The 15,002-nt window shown below is 59.7% G+C and carries 14 protein-coding genes and 1 pseudogene; 7 read left to right on the top strand and 8 right to left on the bottom strand.

Going from position 1 to position 15,002, the window contains the following annotated elements; genetic code table 11:
• Positions 1-32: 32 nt before the first annotated feature.
• The 3 genes from ABJ99_RS12370 to ABJ99_RS12360 are packed head-to-tail and all read right to left on the bottom strand — an operon-like array spanning position 33 to position 1,799.
• Positions 33-701 carry a GNAT family N-acetyltransferase gene (locus ABJ99_RS12370; protein WP_054086085.1) on the bottom strand — a complete coding sequence of 223 codons (669 nt, stop codon included), beginning with the start codon at positions 699-701 and terminating at the stop codon, positions 33-35.
• A 15-nt stretch (positions 702-716) separates the two neighbouring features.
• Entirely contained in the window at positions 717-1,163 is a 447-nt protein-coding gene (locus ABJ99_RS12365; protein WP_054086084.1) for a GNAT family N-acetyltransferase, read from the bottom strand.
• A 12-nt stretch (positions 1,164-1,175) separates the two neighbouring features.
• Positions 1,176-1,799: an FMN-binding negative transcriptional regulator gene (locus ABJ99_RS12360; protein ID WP_054086083.1), complete on the bottom strand. Its 624-nt coding sequence runs from the start codon at positions 1,797-1,799 to the stop codon at positions 1,176-1,178.
• 90 nt (positions 1,800-1,889) lie between these two features.
• Between ABJ99_RS12360 and pdxR the strand changes: the two genes are divergently transcribed.
• The 3 genes from pdxR to ABJ99_RS12345 all read left to right on the top strand — a co-directional run bounded on the left by pdxR (position 1,890) and on the right by ABJ99_RS12345 (position 5,721).
• Positions 1,890-3,452, top strand: coding sequence for a MocR-like pyridoxine biosynthesis transcription factor PdxR (pdxR, locus tag ABJ99_RS12355; protein WP_054086082.1), 1,563 nt, complete (start codon positions 1,890-1,892; stop codon positions 3,450-3,452).
• Positions 3,453-3,504: 52 nt separating this feature from the next.
• Positions 3,505-4,716, top strand: coding sequence for a YeeE/YedE family protein (locus tag ABJ99_RS12350; protein ID WP_054086081.1), 1,212 nt, complete (start codon positions 3,505-3,507; stop codon positions 4,714-4,716).
• Between the two features lie 117 nt (positions 4,717-4,833).
• The gene (locus ABJ99_RS12345) at positions 4,834-5,721 is read left to right on the top strand and encodes a bestrophin family protein (RefSeq protein WP_054086080.1); all 888 of its coding nucleotides are present in this window, start codon (positions 4,834-4,836) and stop codon (positions 5,719-5,721) included.
• A 61-nt stretch (positions 5,722-5,782) separates the two neighbouring features.
• Here the strand turns inward: ABJ99_RS12345 and ABJ99_RS12340 are convergent, their stop codons facing one another.
• From ABJ99_RS12340 to aspA, 3 genes are all read right to left on the bottom strand, one after another.
• Positions 5,783-6,787: an asparaginase gene (locus tag ABJ99_RS12340; RefSeq protein ID WP_054086079.1), complete on the bottom strand. Its 1,005-nt coding sequence runs from the start codon at positions 6,785-6,787 to the stop codon at positions 5,783-5,785.
• 28 nt (positions 6,788-6,815) lie between these two features.
• Positions 6,816-8,267: an alanine/glycine:cation symporter family protein gene (locus ABJ99_RS12335; RefSeq protein WP_054086078.1), complete on the bottom strand. Its 1,452-nt coding sequence runs from the start codon at positions 8,265-8,267 to the stop codon at positions 6,816-6,818.
• Positions 8,268-8,548: 281 nt separating this feature from the next.
• Positions 8,549-9,973 (bottom strand): aspartate ammonia-lyase, encoded by a 1,425-nt coding sequence (gene aspA, locus ABJ99_RS12330; RefSeq protein WP_024671920.1) that lies wholly within the window; start codon positions 9,971-9,973, stop codon positions 8,549-8,551.
• A 296-nt stretch (positions 9,974-10,269) separates the two neighbouring features.
• Between aspA and ABJ99_RS12325 the strand changes: the two genes are divergently transcribed.
• Positions 10,270-11,169, top strand: a complete 900-nt coding sequence (locus ABJ99_RS12325) for a LysR substrate-binding domain-containing protein (protein WP_054086077.1) — start codon at positions 10,270-10,272, stop codon at positions 11,167-11,169.
• Positions 11,170-11,212: 43 nt separating this feature from the next.
• Here the strand turns inward: ABJ99_RS12325 and ABJ99_RS12320 are convergent, their stop codons facing one another.
• Positions 11,213-11,848: a hypothetical protein gene (locus ABJ99_RS12320; RefSeq protein ID WP_054086076.1), complete on the bottom strand. Its 636-nt coding sequence runs from the start codon at positions 11,846-11,848 to the stop codon at positions 11,213-11,215.
• 55 nt (positions 11,849-11,903) lie between these two features.
• Entirely contained in the window at positions 11,904-12,521 is a 618-nt protein-coding gene (locus ABJ99_RS12315) for a reprolysin-like metallopeptidase (protein WP_054086135.1), read from the bottom strand.
• A gap of 400 nt (positions 12,522-12,921) precedes the next feature.
• Between ABJ99_RS12315 and purE the strand changes: the two genes are divergently transcribed.
• The 3 genes and pseudogenes from purE to ABJ99_RS12300 all read left to right on the top strand — a co-directional run bounded on the left by purE (position 12,922) and on the right by ABJ99_RS12300 (position 14,987).
• On the top strand, positions 12,922-13,413 hold the full coding sequence (purE, locus tag ABJ99_RS12310; protein WP_054086075.1) for a 5-(carboxyamino)imidazole ribonucleotide mutase: 492 nt from the start codon (positions 12,922-12,924) through the stop codon (positions 13,411-13,413).
• Between the two features lie 9 nt (positions 13,414-13,422).
• Positions 13,423-14,463 (top strand): annotated as a pseudogene (locus tag ABJ99_RS12305) (5-(carboxyamino)imidazole ribonucleotide synthase); the annotation flags it as partial.
• Between the two features lie 278 nt (positions 14,464-14,741).
• Positions 14,742-14,987 (top strand): GlsB/YeaQ/YmgE family stress response membrane protein, encoded by a 246-nt coding sequence (locus ABJ99_RS12300; protein WP_007252259.1) that lies wholly within the window; start codon positions 14,742-14,744, stop codon positions 14,985-14,987.
• Positions 14,988-15,002: the final 15 nt, after the last annotated feature.

The raw sequence follows: 15,002 nt of genomic DNA, 5'->3' as shown, positions 1-15,002 counted from the left end.
GTCCGCTCCCACACAAGCCAAGCGTCGTTCCTTCATCGAAACGCTTCAAGCCCTTTGATCTGCTGCCCGTCCGCGAAGTTATCCATAGCCAGCCAGCGTTCAAACGCCTTGCGCAATTCGGGCCATTCGCTGTCGAGCATTGAGTACCACGCGGTGTCTCTGCTCTGGCCTTTGACCACCATATGCTGGCGGAAGGTGCCTTCGTAGCTGAAACCGAATCGCTCGGCAGCGCGTTTCGAACGGGCGTTGTTGGCGTTGCATTTCCATTCCAGGCGGCGATAGCCCAGCGCAAAGGCTTCTTTCGCCAGCAGGTAAATGGCTTCTGTGCTTTTGGTCGTGCGTTGCATGGCGGCACTGAAGGTCACGTGGCCAATCTCGATCCGGCCGTGGGCCGCGACGATCGACATCAGGCTGATGACGCCTTCGGCGTTGCCGGTCTGTTGATCGACGACCGTGTAAAACCACGGGTCGGAGGCGGCTTGATGCCCGGTCAGCCACGCATCAAACGCGCTGCGTTCGATAAAAGGGCCGTACGGCAGATAATCCCAGAGCTTCGGATCAGCATTCGGGCCCTGAAGCACAGCCCACAAATCATCGGTGTGACGCGTGGCATCCAGTTTTTCCAGACGAATGAAACGACCGGTCAGTGTGGTAGTGGTCGGCAATGTGGCGGCTTGCCAGTCCAGCAGAGTGTCAGACATGCATCACTTCCTGTTTCAGAGCGCTTTACGAAATTGGATGAGGCCCGGTCGCTCGGCAATCCGTTCGTACAACTGAATCGCGGTGGCGTTGGTTTCATGGGTCAGCCAGTGCACCTTGTCGCAGCCATCGGCCTTGGCAGCGGCGTAGACAAATTCGATCAGTCGGCGGCCGATACCGGTCCCGCGTTGCTCGGGGGCGACGATCAGGTCTTGCAGGTAACAGGCATTGTTGATGCTCCAGTTCGAGCGATGGTAAATGAAGTTCACCATGCCCACGGCCGTGCCATCCCGCCAGGCCAGCGCCGAATGAGTCGGCTCGTTCGGGTCGATCAGGCGCTGCCAGGTCATTTCGCTCACGCCTGCGGCCAGTTCGGTCTTGTAGAAATCAAGGTAGGCCAGCCATAGCGGTAGCCAGGCGTGCTGGTCGTCGGCAGTGACAGGGTGGATGTCGGCGTAAGTCATGAAGCTCTCCCTTCAGCTCATCAAGCGAGCAATTTGCTGGTCGTTCAACTCCGAGCTGGCGGCGAGCCCATCGCGCACACCGGCGATGTCCCGGGCATCGCGGTTCTGGCTGAGTTTGCGTTTGCCTTGCAGGCGCTGCACGGGCAGGGCAAACCCGACAATCGCGCCCAGCATGCTGGCGATGTAATCCGCAGGCGCATCGTTAATGGACCACGGCTGCGCGCGACCGGACTCGTGTCTGGCTGTCAGCTCGCCGACCAGGCGTTGCAATCGCTCCGGGTCAGTAAAGCATTCAACGTTGCCATAGGCATGCACGGCCAGGTAATTCCAGGTGGGCACGACCTTGCCGTGCTCCGCCTTGCTCGGGTAGTAAGCGGGGCTAATGTAAGCGTCGTCGCCGGGAAAGATCACCATGGCCTCGACACCCGCGTTCAACTGCTGCGCCTGCGGATTGGCCTTGGCCAGGTGCCCGTACAACGTGCCAAACGCGCCTTGATCACGGCGCAACAGCAATGGTAGATGAGTCGCCTGCAAACCGTCTTCGCCATAGGTGACCAGAATGGCCAGCCGTGTCCGCTCGATTTGCTCGTGCAGGCGAAGGGTGTCGTTGTCCTTGAAGGCGGCGGGCGTGTACATGGCGATTTCCCTGAGTGAGTGACGGAAGCCTAAGCGGTCCATTGGTCTGTTGTAAGATCCATTTCTGACAGATTTCATGGGACCAATAGCATGTCCACCGACCTCTCCGCGTTTCCGTCCACGCTCACCGGTATTGAACTGGACCCGTGTTACGGGTTGAGCAAGCAGCTTTACGAGATCCTGCGCCAGCAGATTCTTGACGGCAGCCTGGGCGGCGGAATTCGGCTGCCGGCCAGTCGGGATCTGGCCCGGTCATTGTCGATATCCCGCAACAGCGTGATGCGTGCCTACGATCAGTTGTACGCCGAAGGCTTCGTCGCGGGGCGGGTCGGCGATGGCACTTATGTCGCACAGCTTTCCGGGGCTTGCGCCGGGCTTCGGTCTGCTGCCTGCGAAAAGCTATCCACCGAGTTACCCATAGGTTTGCACACAGGGTTATGCACAGCTTTATCAACAGATACGGCCGAAATCCCCTTGAAGTCGCACGTTGAAGTTATCCACAGCCCGTCGCTGAAATTTCTCGAAAATCACCATTTACAAGTGCCACCGAGTGACGCGCCCAAGGCCTTCCGGGTCGGTGTTCCGGCCTTCGATCTTTTTCCGTTCGCCTTATGGGGCAAGCTTTATGCGGCTTTTTGGCGCAAGCCCGACCTTGGTCAGCTGGGCTACGGCGCTGCGGCGGGAGAATGGCGCTTGCGAGAGCTGATTGCGGTTTATCTTCGCTCCTCACGGGGCCTGCACTGTACGGCTGAGCAAATTGTGATCACCAATGGTGCGCAGCATGCAATCAGCCTTTGTGCACAGCTGCTGTTGACGCCGGGGGAGGGCGTTGCGCTCGAGAACCCTGGCTATCGCGCTGCCGGGCATGCGTTCGCAATGGCGGGTGGCCGATTGCAGGGGATCGCGGTGGACAGCGAAGGCATGCGCTGTGTCGATCTGGAGCAGGCCGATTGCCAACTGGCGTACGTCACTCCTTCGCATCAGTACCCGACAGGAGCGGTGATGAGCCTGGCGCGGCGCCTGGAGTTGCTGGCTTGGGCGCGGAAACATCAAGGCTGGATCATCGAAGACGATTATGACGGCGAGTACCGCTACAGCGGCTCGCCGCTGGCACCTCTGGCCGCGCTAGATCAGGATGGTCGCGTGGTTTATATCGGCACGTTCGGCAAGATGGCCTTTCCTGCCTTGCGCCTCGGTTATCTGGTGTTGCCGAACGCGTTGGTGCAGCCGTTCAGCCAGCGCAAGGCGGTCGACATCCGCCATACGGAAATCGGTGTGCAGGCGGTCATGGCGCAATTCATCGCTCTGGGGCATTTTCAGCGCCACATCCGCCGCATGCGGCGTGCAGCCCAGAGTCGACGCAATGCGCTGTTCGCGGGCTGGCCCGAGGCTATTCCGGGTTGTGCGGCAATGCCCAAGGGCGTCGCAGGGCTGCATGTGGTCGTCAAGGTCGACAGCGTGGCGCGTGAGACCGAGCTGATCGCCAAAGCCAGAAGCGTGGGTGTCGAAATGAACGCACTGAGTGAATACTGGCTGCCCGATTCCAGCGAGCCTGTGGATAATCGCGCCGGGCTGGTGCTGGGTTTTGCCGCCGTGCCGGAGGCAGCCATTGCAGATGCGCTGAACAGGCTGCGCGAGGCCTGGTCGGAGTAGGCGGTCGGCACGCGTATAATCGGCTCTTTGGCTACCTGTCTTCGAGAGACCTATGAACAATTCTCTGTCTGCAACACCCGGACGCAAGTTCGGCGCGCCACTGGCTGCGCTGTTTCTGCTGTTGATGGGCGCACAGTTTCTGCTGCTCAGCGTCGGCACTCGCCAAGTGATGCTGTGGATCGTCGGCGCAGCGCTGGGTGTGACGCTGTATCACGCCGCGTTTGGCTTCACCTCGGCGTGGCGGGTGTTTATCCGGGAACGACGCGGCGCTGGCCTGCGGGCGCAAATGGTCATGCTGGCGGTGGCGGTCGTGCTGTTTTTCCCGGCACTGGGGGCGGGCACGCTGTTTGGTCAGCCGGTGACCGGGCTGGTCGCACCGGTCGGCATTTCGGTGGTCGTCGGCGCGTTCATCTTCGGCATCGGCATGCAACTGGGCGGTGGTTGTGCGTCGGGCACACTGTTCACTGCCGGTGGCGGTAATGCACGGATGCTGGTCACGCTGCTGTTCTTCATCCTCGGCTCGCTGATCGCGACTCACCACGTGGACTGGTGGTTTGCGCTGCCTGCATTTGCGCCCGTTTCAGTGGTCAAAAGCTTTGGCGTACTGCCTGCATTGATCGTGAACCTGGCGCTGTTTGCCTTGATTGCGTTGATCACCGTCAAGCTGGAAAAGCGTCGTCATGGCCAGCTTGAAGCGCCGGTGACCACGGAGCATCGTGGCCTGCGCCGGGTGCTGCGCGGGCCGTGGGTGCTGGTCTGGGGCGCGGTGGCGCTTGCGGTGCTGAACTACGCGACGCTGGCGCTGGCCGGACGGCCATGGGGCATCACCTCGGCGTTCGCTTTGTGGGGCGCGAAAGCGGCGAGCAGCCTGGGTGTCGATGTCGGCAGCTGGGTGTTCTGGCAGAGCGCCGCGAATGCCAAGGCGCTGGCGGCACCGGTGTGGCAAGACATCACCAGCGTGATGGACATCGGCATCATGCTCGGCGCCTTGCTGGCGGCAGGATTGGCCGGACGCTTCGCGCCGAGTCTGGATATCCCGACGCGTTCGCTGGTGGCTGCGGTCATCGGTGGTCTGCTGTTGGGTTATGGCTCGCGATTGGCTTACGGCTGCAACATCGGCGCGTATTTCAGCGGGATCGCCTCCGGCAGTCTGCACGGCTGGCTGTGGCTGGTCGCGGCGTACATCGGCAACGTGGTCGGCGTCAGGCTGCGCCCGATATTCTTTACCGGCGAGCGCCCGCAAGTGGCGTTGAGCAGCTGCTGAAAGCGTCGAAACCCCCGAGATTAAGCGGTCGTCTGCGAACCATCTGCTGCATTGGCATTCAAAGCCTGTGCAGTAGCGTCCGCATGCGGTTCGCTTATTCATCCGAGGGGTATTCCTTTGCAGCAGACGATCATTTCGAAAATCCGTTTTCTCGGCAAGACCATCGGTTACGTGGGTTGGTCGCTTTTCTGGCTGTTGATCTGGGACGTCATCGTCACCGTCGACTTCATGCTCTTTCTGGATCGCAAGATCAACCTGCCGTCGTTGCCGCTGACGTTGCTTGGTTCGGCATTGGTCGTGCTGACCAGCTTTCGCAATTCCAGTGCCTACAATCGTTGGTGGGAAGCGCGCACGTTATGGGGCGCGATGGTCAACAGCTCACGCAGTTTCGCTCGCCAGGTACTGACGCTGGTCGAGGATGATGACGGCATCAACCCGGTCAAAGCCACTTTGTTGCGTCGCCACGTGGCCTACGTGAAATGCCTGTCTGCGCACTTGAAGGGCGTTGAGTGCGGCGAAGAGATTCAGATGCTGATTCCTCGCGAAGAATTCGAGCGTCGTCACGACACCAACAACTTCCCTAACGACCTGCTCAACACGTCGGCGGCGCTGTTGGCCAAGGAATACCAGGCGGGGCGTCTGGACAGCATTCGGCTGGCGCGTCTGGAATCGACCATGGTCGACATTTCCAATTGCCAGGGCGGTATGGAGCGGATTGCCAATACGCCGTTGCCTTATCCGTACGTGGCGTTCCCGAGGCTGTTCATCACGCTGTTCTGCCTGATCGTGCCGATCGGTCTGGTGGAAACCCTTGGCTGGTTCACGCCGCTGGCCTCCACCGTAGTGGGCTTCATGCTGTTGGCGATCGAGAAGATCGGTACCGATTTGCAAAGTCCGTTTCGGGCCAGCGAGCATGTGATTCAGATGAATGCATTGTGCAACAACATCGAACGCAATCTGGATTCGATGCTCAGGGGCGCACAGGAGGAATGCAAGGCTTCTTAAGGAAAGTGAGGCGTGCCGCGTGTGCGGGACGCCTCGGATGGAGCAGGGGAATTACAGTGGCTTAACGCAGCTCGCCACACAGGTCCAGCTCGACCAGCCGCCGGACTTCTTCAGTCGTCAGACCGGCACCCAGCAGCGTGTGCAGTTTGCCAAGTGCCGCCTCGCGGGTCATGCCGCCACCGGAAAGCACGCCTGCACTGCGCAGGCGGCTCCCGGCTTCGTACACGTCCAGCTCGACACCGCCTTCATGGCACTGCGTGATCGCGACCACGCAGATGCCGCGCGCCCGGGCGTTTTCCAGGCTGGCGATAAAGTGCGGGTCATCACTCGGGCCAGTACCGCTGCCGAAGCACTCCAGCACCAGCCCTTGAATACCACTGGCGATCAGACCATCGACTTGAGCGGCGCCGATGCCCGGAAACAGGGGCAATACAGCGACCTGCGCCAGGGTTTTCGGCTGACGGTAATTCAGCGCATCGGGCAGCGACACCGCCGCGTGACCGCCACGCGAGCGTTGCAGCGGCGCAAACGGTTGACGCCCGAAGCTGCGAATTTTGGCGCAGCGGACCGGGGTCATCAGCTGGCCGTGGAAATACAGCTGCACACCCGACACCAGGCCGGAGCCCAGCGCGAGCAGGGCACCGTTGACGTTTTCCCAGGCATCGCTGTCTTGCACGCCCGCGGGCAGCATCGAACCGGTGAACACAACCGGTGCGCCGAACCCCAGCAACTGAAAGCACATGGCAGCGGCGCTGTAGGCGAGGGTGTCAGTGCCATGCAGCACCAGCACGGCGTCGCAGCCATCGACATCCACCGCCTCAATCACCGCATCGCGCAAGCGCAGCCAGTAAGCAGGGGTCATGTTAGCGCTGTCGATCAGCGGTGACATCTCGCGAAAACGCCACTCGGGCACCACCAGTTCCGGGTGCTCGGCCAATTGCCCGGCCATTCGCGCCTCGAAACCCGAAGCAGGCGCCAGGCCGTTGGCACTGGCCTGCATGCCGATGGTGCCGCCGGTGTAAAGAACCATGACTCGCTGAGCGGGTTGATGTGCATCATGAGTCATGGTTGTTCTCCGGCGTATGTCGCGTGGGTTATCGGGCTTCGGTCGCAGTCTTGCCAGCCAGTTCGGCATCGTGTGTCGACTGACGGCTCGGGTTGGCAGGCCAGGCGTTGCGGTCGAGGTCCAGATCAGGGAACTGGCTGGAATCGAACACCGGTGTCTTGATGCCTGCCCGACGCTGCGCATCGTAGTCGTTCAGAATGCGCTTGACGACTTTGAACAGCATCGCCAGGGCGATCAGGTTGACGAACGCCAGCATGGTCATGGTGATGTCGGCAAACGCCAGGACGTCTTTCAGATCGACGACGGCGCCCCACATGATCAGGGCCAGAACGGCGATGCGATAGAGGACGATGGCCTTGAGCTTCTCGCCAAACAGGAACCGCAGGCTGTTTTCGCCCAGGTAGTAGTTGTAGAGAATCGAGGTGAAGACGAACAGTGCCAGCGCGACGCTGATGAAGATGCGACCCCAGTCACCGACCACAGCGGCCAGCGAGTTCTGCGCCAGTACGATACCGTTACCGTCGTAACCGATGTCGTAGATACCGGACAGCAGGATCAGCAGCGCGGTGCAGGTGCAGATGACGAAAGTGTCGAGAAACACGCTGAACGCCTGAACCACGCCTTGCGCGACCGGGTGTTCCACGTGTGCTACGGCCGCTACGTTGGGCGCACTGCCCAAGCCGGCTTCGTTGGCGAAAACGCCGCGTTTCACGCCCATCACGATCGCGCTGCCGACCAGACCGCCGAACACCGGATCAAGGCCGAAGGCGCTTCTGACGATGGTCATCAGCATGCCTGGCACGTGGTCGATCTGCAGCACGATGACGTAGATGGTGACCGCGATGTAGATCAGGGTTTTGACCGGCACCAGCAGGTCGGAAATCGCCGCGATGCGCTTGATGCCGCCGACGAACGCCAGACCCAGCAACACAACCAGGCAGATGCCGGTGGTCCGGGTATCGATGTTGAACGCGCTTTTCAGCGAGTCGGTCACGGCGTGGGATTGCAGGCCGTTGAAGGCAAAGCCGAAGGTCACCAGCAGCAGTACGGCCATGACCATACCCAGCCAGCGCTTACCCAGACCGTGCTGGATGTAATACGCCGGACCGCCGCGGAACTGGCCTTCGGAGTCCTTGCGCTTGTAGAGCTGAGCCAGCGAACACTCGATGAAGCTGCTGGACATGCCGACCAGAGCAGTGACCCACATCCAGAACACGGCACCCGGACCGCCCAGCGTCACGGCAATGCCGACGCCTGCGATGTTGCCTGCACCGACGCGACCCGCAAGGCTGAGCATCAGGGCCTGGAACGAACTCAGCTGGCCGGCGCTGCTGCGCAGACTGTCGCGGAACACCGAGAACATGTGGAAAAAGTGTCGAAACTGAACGAAACGCGAGCGGATCGTGAAGTAACTACCCAGGCCAACGATAAGTACGATCAGTACCTTACCGGAGAGAAAGTCGTTAATCATTTCCAGCATTTTTGTTATTCCTCGCTACTTTTGAGGGGGCGCACTATACCGGTGCAAAGTTTTTACGTCTGTAGTCGCTTTGTTGTGAGGCTGATTCTCCATTCGCGACACTGAATGAATACTTCCTTGGATGGCTCGTCGGAAGTGAGCTGCCGAAGGCTCTGGGTCCAGCATTGGAGCCCTTTACCGCAGGCAAAAAAAAGGGTCTGGAGAATCACTCCCAGACCCTCAAAAAATTGAGGGGTGTCTAGGCCCTCAATCTGGTGAGCAGGTTGCGCAGGTCATTCCGGTCAGGCCTTCAGTGGCGCCAGACGTGGAGCGATCATGTTTTCCGGGCGCAGGATGTCGTCGAGCATGGCGTCGTCGAGCAAGCCTTCTTCACGGACCAGTTCCAGTACGCCACGGCCGGTTTCCAGCGCGATGCGGGCGATGCGGGTGGAATTTTCGTAACCGATGTACGGGTTCAGCGCGGTGACCAGGCCGATCGAATGCTCGACCAGTTCGCGGCAGCGCTGTTCGTTGGCGGTGATGCCGACGATGCAGTGTTCGCGCAGCATGTCCATGGCGCGTTGCAGCAGGCGGATCGAATCGAAAATCTTGTAAGCGATCAGCGGCTCCATCACGTTGAGCTGCAACTGTCCGCCTTCGGCCGCCATGGTCAGCGACAGGTCGTTGCCGATGATTTCAAAGGCCACCTGATTGACCGCTTCCGGGATGACCGGATTGACCTTGCCGGGCATGATCGAGCTTCCAGGCTGGCGCGCTGGCAGGTTGATTTCATTGATGCCGGTGCGTGGGCCGCTGGACAGCAGGCGCAGGTCGTTACAGATCTTCGACAGCTTGACGGCGGTACGCTTGAGCATGCCCGAGAACAGCACGAAAGCGCCCATGTCGGAGGTCGCTTCAATCAGGTCGGCGGCTGGAACCAGCGGCTGGCCGCTGATCAGCGCCAGGCGGTCGACGGCCAGTTTCTGATAGCCAGGGTCGGCGTTGATACCGGTGCCGATGGCAGTGCCGCCCAGGTTCACTTCGGTTAAAAGCTCGGGCGCCAGGCTGCGCAGACGGTTGAGGTCTTCGGTCAGCGTGGTGGCGAAGGCGCGGAATTCCTGACCCAGGGTCATCGGCACCGCGTCCTGCAGCTGGGTACGGCCCATTTTCAGCACGTGATTGAATTCTTCGCCCTTGGCCGCGAACGCCTGGATCAGGCTGGACAGGCTGGCGAGCAGGGCGTCATGGCCCAGCAACAGACCCAGACGGATCGCCGTCGGGTAGGCGTCGTTGGTCGACTGCGCCATGTTCACGTCGTTGTTCGGGTGCAGGTGCTTGTAGTCGCCTTTTTCGAAGCCCATGGCTTCCAGTGCGATATTGGCGATGACTTCGTTGGCGTTCATGTTGGTCGACGTACCCGCGCCGCCCTGAATCATGTCGACCACGAACTGATCATGGAAATCGCCACGAATCAGTCGGGCACAGGCCTCGCTGATCGCCGCATGCTTGGCCTCGTTGAGGTGTCCGAGTTGGTGGTTTGCATCAGCTGCCGCCTGCTTGACCATGGCCAGGGCCACAACCAGTTTCGGGTAGTGCGAAAGCGGCACGCCGGAAAGGTGAAAATTGTTCACCGCTCGCAGGGTCTGGATGCCGTAATAAGCGTTGGCAGGTACTTCGAGAACACCAAGCAGGTCTTTTTCGATGCGTGATGATGCAGACGAGGACATGATAAAAAAGGTCTCAAAAGAGGCACGGACAATGCCGGAACGCCACGAATGGTGGGCTTGCCAGATAAAATTGACCAATGCTGTTAAACGCTAGCCTATGCAATAACGGCATAATGAGCGTGCAACTCGGACCAGTCTCGGCGCGTAAACCGGGCAATATTGTCGCACCCTGTTTGCGCATGCCTGCCGATCAGCAGGGTCTGATCATGTATCGGCGCTGCGTTGCCGGTCGTCCCAGTGGGACCGTTTGAAACCGATGCCTTGCGAGGCCGCCATCCATTGTCCGGGAGGACCTGATGAATCTGGAAAGCAAATGGCTGGAGGATTTCAGCGCCCTGGCTGCCACTCGCAGCTTTTCCCAGGCGGCCGAGCGCCGTTTCGTGACCCAGCCGGCGTTCAGCCGGCGTATCCGCAGCCTGGAGGCCGCGTTGGGGCTGACCCTGGTCAACCGCTCGCGCACTCCGGTCGAACTGACGGCTGCCGGGCAGTTGTTTCTGGTGACGGCGCGCACGGTGGTCGAGCAACTGGGCGAGGTGGTGCGCCATCTGCATCATCTGGAAGGCGGGCAGGGCGAGGTCATGCAGGTTGCTGCGGCGCATTCGCTGGCACTTGGCTTCTTTCCGCGCTGGATTGCCCAGTTGCGTAACGAAGGGCTGAACATTGCGACCCGTCTGGTGGCCACTAACGTCGGCGACGCCGTACATGCCCTGCGCGAGGGCGGTTGTGATCTGATGCTGGCGTTCTACGATCCGGATGCGGCGTTGCAGATGGATGCGGAAATTTTCCCGTCCTTGCACCTGGGGCATACCGAGATGCTGCCGGTCTGCGCGGCCGACGCCGAGGGTCAGCCTTTGTTCGATATGGAAGGCGAGGCCAGTGTGCCGTTGCTTGCCTATAGCGCAGGTGCCTTTCTCGGGCGTTCGGTGAATCTGCTGCTACGTCAGCGCAATTTACGCTTCACAACGGTTTACGAGACAGCGATGGCCGATAGCCTGAAAAGCATGGCGCTTGAAGGGTTGGGTATCGCCTGGGTGCCTCGGTTGAGTGTGCGCGCCGAACTGGCGCGCGGTGAGTTGGTGGTGTGTGGCGGGCCGCAATGGCACGTTCCGCTGGAGATTCGTCTGTACCGCTGTGCGCTGGTGCGCAAGGCCAATGTGCGTCTGCTGTGGCGCAAGCTTGAAAGCGCTGCTTCATGACAAGGACCGCTCCTGGCGATGCCAGGGAGCGACCCGGTTTTGTTCAGGGGTGCCTATTCAGGTGCTCGGCAATTATTTGCTTGTTTGCGTCGCTGTAGACGTAGCAGTTGGAGCGTATTTTTTCGTGGCTTTCGATAATATTCGTCTGGCACCACCAGCCACCTTTGTAGAGAATCTCCGCTGCCTCATGAGTGCCACCGAGCATATGGCCCAGTTCGTGCGCGGGGATGGCGTACGTTTCCAGGGAGGCTATGCCCGTGTAGCTTTTGTCCTCACTCGCGCCCAGCGTATTGGAGTTGATCTTGTTCTGAGTCAACAACAGGTACTTGGTGGTTGCGTCGCGTTCCATGCCGCTGTCGATGACATACCGATCCATCCTGTTTTTCCAGGCGTAAAAGGTCTCGTCCACATCGTCATTCTGATAAGCGAAATCCGTAAGGCCCGGGATGTCGCGAATGAATGTCAGCCTCACATAGCGATCGGTAAAGCTTTCCAGATCCTTGATAAGCCAGGCGAAGTAATCCTGGCGTAGTTCGTGGGTGTTGTGATGTGCGAGGTCGTCGTGGAGAACGAGGTTTAGCGTCAGCGGCCGTTTGGAGCCGGTCTGATCAGCCCATGCCCCGTGACTCAGCGCCAGTGTGCAGAACAGCAGTAGGTAGTTTGTGTATTTTTTAAGCATTGTACTCATCCTTGAGTCGTTGAATTAATAGTCGGTACGTTGTGAACGGCGGCTGTCAGTTGACGGCAGGTCCGTTGTCAACGTAGTTGCGAATCAGGTCCCTGTTGGCTTCGCTGAAGTAATAGCAGGGGATGATCGACGTCGAGAAGTCCCCCCACATGGTCGTCTGGCATGGAAAGCCGGTTGCGGCCTCGTGTGTGGCGCCAAACAGGTGGCCTATTTCGTGTGCCAGCGTGTTGTAGTTCTTCAGTGATGCAATGGCAACGTTGTAGTTTGCTGCCGATACCCCGTGTGTCCACGTGCTGATTTTATTGGATGTCAGAAACACGTACTTATGCCGTCTTGACGGCAGCGGCAGATTTTTTGCGTCCGCGTAGTTTTCGCTTATGGAAGACAGGTTGGTTAGCAGTTCGGCCTTTTCCAGCCCGCGATAGTTGAAGTCCGTGATTCCGGGTTCATTGCTGACAGAGATGACGGTGACTCTACGCCCGGTGATCTCATCCAGTTGGTCGATCAGGGGGCTCAAGTAACTCTCTCCCAGATCGGCGCGTTCCTGCTGTGTAAGCTGATCATGCATGAACAGAAACAGCACCAGATTGGGCCCGCCTGCATTTGCAAAAGGCAGGTAAAGAAAGACTGCCAGACACAGCCATGTTTTCAGTAGGTTTTTCATAAGCACGTTCTCGTCCTTGAGAGTCGGTTCAATTGCGACGTCAATGTCGCAGCGCCAGTTAATCAAATGCCGATCGGCTACAACAGTTGTACATTGCGCTTCAAGCGGTAGGGGCTTGGCTCTTGTGGTGTAGGAAGTACTCGATAGGTGCGACGAAATCCCGACCGTTAAAGCTGTGGCTCTCCGGTTGCTTTCAGGCTGCAAGCACTGCCTGCATGGATGCCCGGCACTGTCGATGACGGAAGGTGATTGCAGGTGCTTTAAACGCACAACTTTGCGCTATACTGCGCGGCCTTTGGCCGGTTGAATCGGTCATTATTCGTACAGCAAGCCACGCCGGTTCCCTGCGTGGCTTGCTGTTTTAAGACGCGCCTGCGGGCGCCCGATGAGAGGCACGACGATGAGCGCACTGGTTGGCGTGATCATGGGCTCCAAGTCCGATTGGTCCACCCTTAGCCACACCGCCGATATGCTGGAAAAGCTCGGCATCCCTTATGAAGTCAAAGTGGTGTCAGCCCACCGCACGCCGGACCTGCTGTTCCAGTACGCCGACGAAGCAGAAGGCCGTGGCATTGAGGTGATCATCGCCGGTGCCGGCGGTGCCGCGCACTTGCCAGGCATGTGCGCCGCCAAGACTCACCTGCCGGTGCTGGGCGTTCCGGTGCAGTCTTCGATGCTCTCGGGCGTCGACTCGCTGCTGTCGATCGTGCAGATGCCGGCCGGTATTCCGGTCGCGACGCTGGCCATCGGCAAGGCCGGTGCGATCAATGCCGCGCTGCTGTCGGCAAGCATCCTTGGCGCCAGGCACCCGCAATTCCATGCAGCGCTGAAGAAATTCCGCACTGAACAGACAGACAGCGTTCTGGACAATCCAGACCCACGTCACGCCTGAGGTTTTTCCATGAAGATCGGTGTAATCGGTGGCGGCCAGCTTGGTCGCATGTTGGCATTGGCAGGTACGCCGCTGGGCATGAACTTTGCCTTTCTCGATCCTGCGCCGGATGCTTGCGCAGCTGCACTGGGTGAGCATCTGCGTGCCGATTACGGCGATCTGGATCATCTGCGTCAGCTGGCTGATGAAGTCGATCTGGTGACGTTCGAGTTTGAAAGCGTTCCGGCTGAAACCGTGGCGTTTCTGTCGCAGTTCGTGCCTGTGTACCCGAGTGCCGAAGCGCTGCGCATTGCGCGTGATCGTTGGTTCGAGAAGAGCATGTTCAAGGACCTGGGCATTCCGACCCCGGCGTTCGCTGACATCCAGTCGCAAACCGACCTGGATGCCGCCGTGGCCAGCATCGGTCTGCCTGCCGTCCTGAAAACCCGCACTCTGGGTTATGACGGCAAGGGCCAGAAGGTCCTGCGTTCGGCGGCCGATGTGGTCGGTACGTTCGCCGAGCTGGGCAGCGTGCCGTGCCTGCTGGAAGGCTTCGTGCCGTTCACCGGAGAAGTGTCCCTGATTGCCGTGCGTGCGCGTGACGGTGAAACCCGTTTTTACCCGCTGGTGCACAACACCCATGACAGCGGCATTCTGCGTCTGTCGATTGCCAGCACCGATCACCCGTTGCAGGCACTGGCTGAAGATTATGCCGGGCGTGTCTTGAAGCAGCTCGATTACGTGGGTGTTCTGGCCTTCGAATTCTTTGAAGTCGACGGTGGCCTGAAAGCCAACGAAATTGCGCCGCGCGTGCACAACTCCGGCCACTGGACCACGGAAGGCGCGGAGTGCAGCCAGTTCGAAAACCACCTGCGGGCGGTTGCTGGCTTGCCGTTGGGCTCGACGGCCAAGGTTGGCGAGAGCGCCATGCTCAATTTCATAGGTGAAGTGCCGGCCGTGGACATGGTCATGGCTGTCGAGGACTGTCACCTGCACCATTACGGCAAAGCGTTCAAGGCGGGCCGCAAAGTAGGCCACGCCACGGTTCGCAGCGCCGACCGCGCCACGCTGGATCGGCAGGNGCTCTGCGTCGCAAGAGGACGCAGGGCGTCCAGAACGGCATGCAACGCAGAGCGTCGCACGATAGTTGATACCTTGTGGGAGCGCCGGGGCGGCGACCCGCATTGCTCGCGAAGAGGCCGGTACAGCCCCGTCATTCATGAAGAATTCTCCACCTCGACTCAAACTCGCCATTTTGCCGGAACCATTCCCGGCTACTGTTCTCAGATAGCAGTAAGTCGGAGCTGCTATTGGCTCAGGCATGTTCACTTAATACAGAGGGAAATGGCATGGGTATCATTGGAACCATCTTTATCGGCCTGATCGTTGGTCTGTTGGCTCGCTTCCTGAAGCCGGGCGACGACAGCATGGGCTGGATCATGACCATCGTGCTGGGTATCGCCGGTTCGCTTGCGGCCACCTACGGCGGTCAGGCTCTGGGTATCTATCAGGCAGGCGAAGGTGCTGGTTTCCTCGGTGCGCTGGTAGGTGCAGTTATCTTGCTGGTCATCTACGGCATGATCAAAAAGAAATAACGCTTATGCGTCAGC

Origin of the sequence: Pseudomonas syringae pv. cilantro, from assembly GCF_001293775.1 — a bacterium.
Taxonomy (GTDB): Bacteria; Pseudomonadota; Gammaproteobacteria; order Pseudomonadales; family Pseudomonadaceae; genus Aquipseudomonas; species Aquipseudomonas syringae_P.
The sequence above is the reverse complement of the archived record's forward strand: the minus strand, read 5'-3'. Positions and strand labels throughout refer to the sequence as shown.

Coding starts and splice junctions, on each gene's coding strand:
- ABJ99_RS12370 (WP_054086085.1), bottom strand. CDS start 701: ATGTCTGACACTCTGCTGGACTGGCAAGCCGCCACATTGCCGACCACT.
- ABJ99_RS12365 (WP_054086084.1), bottom strand. CDS start 1,163: ATGACTTACGCCGACATCCACCCTGTCACTGCCGACGACCAGCACGCC.
- ABJ99_RS12360 (WP_054086083.1), bottom strand. CDS start 1,799: ATGTACACGCCCGCCGCCTTCAAGGACAACGACACCCTTCGCCTGCAC.
- pdxR (WP_054086082.1), top strand. CDS start 1,890: ATGTCCACCGACCTCTCCGCGTTTCCGTCCACGCTCACCGGTATTGAA.
- ABJ99_RS12350 (WP_054086081.1), top strand. CDS start 3,505: ATGAACAATTCTCTGTCTGCAACACCCGGACGCAAGTTCGGCGCGCCA.
- ABJ99_RS12340 (WP_054086079.1), bottom strand. CDS start 6,787: ATGACTCATGATGCACATCAACCCGCTCAGCGAGTCATGGTTCTTTAC.
- ABJ99_RS12335 (WP_054086078.1), bottom strand. CDS start 8,267: ATGCTGGAAATGATTAACGACTTTCTCTCCGGTAAGGTACTGATCGTA.
- aspA (WP_024671920.1), bottom strand. CDS start 9,973: ATGTCCTCGTCTGCATCATCACGCATCGAAAAAGACCTGCTTGGTGTT.
- ABJ99_RS12325 (WP_054086077.1), top strand. CDS start 10,270: ATGAATCTGGAAAGCAAATGGCTGGAGGATTTCAGCGCCCTGGCTGCC.
- ABJ99_RS12320 (WP_054086076.1), bottom strand. CDS start 11,848: ATGCTTAAAAAATACACAAACTACCTACTGCTGTTCTGCACACTGGCG.
- ABJ99_RS12315 (WP_054086135.1), bottom strand. CDS start 12,521: ATGAAAAACCTACTGAAAACATGGCTGTGTCTGGCAGTCTTTCTTTAC.
- purE (WP_054086075.1), top strand. CDS start 12,922: ATGAGCGCACTGGTTGGCGTGATCATGGGCTCCAAGTCCGATTGGTCC.
- ABJ99_RS12300 (WP_007252259.1), top strand. CDS start 14,742: ATGGGTATCATTGGAACCATCTTTATCGGCCTGATCGTTGGTCTGTTG.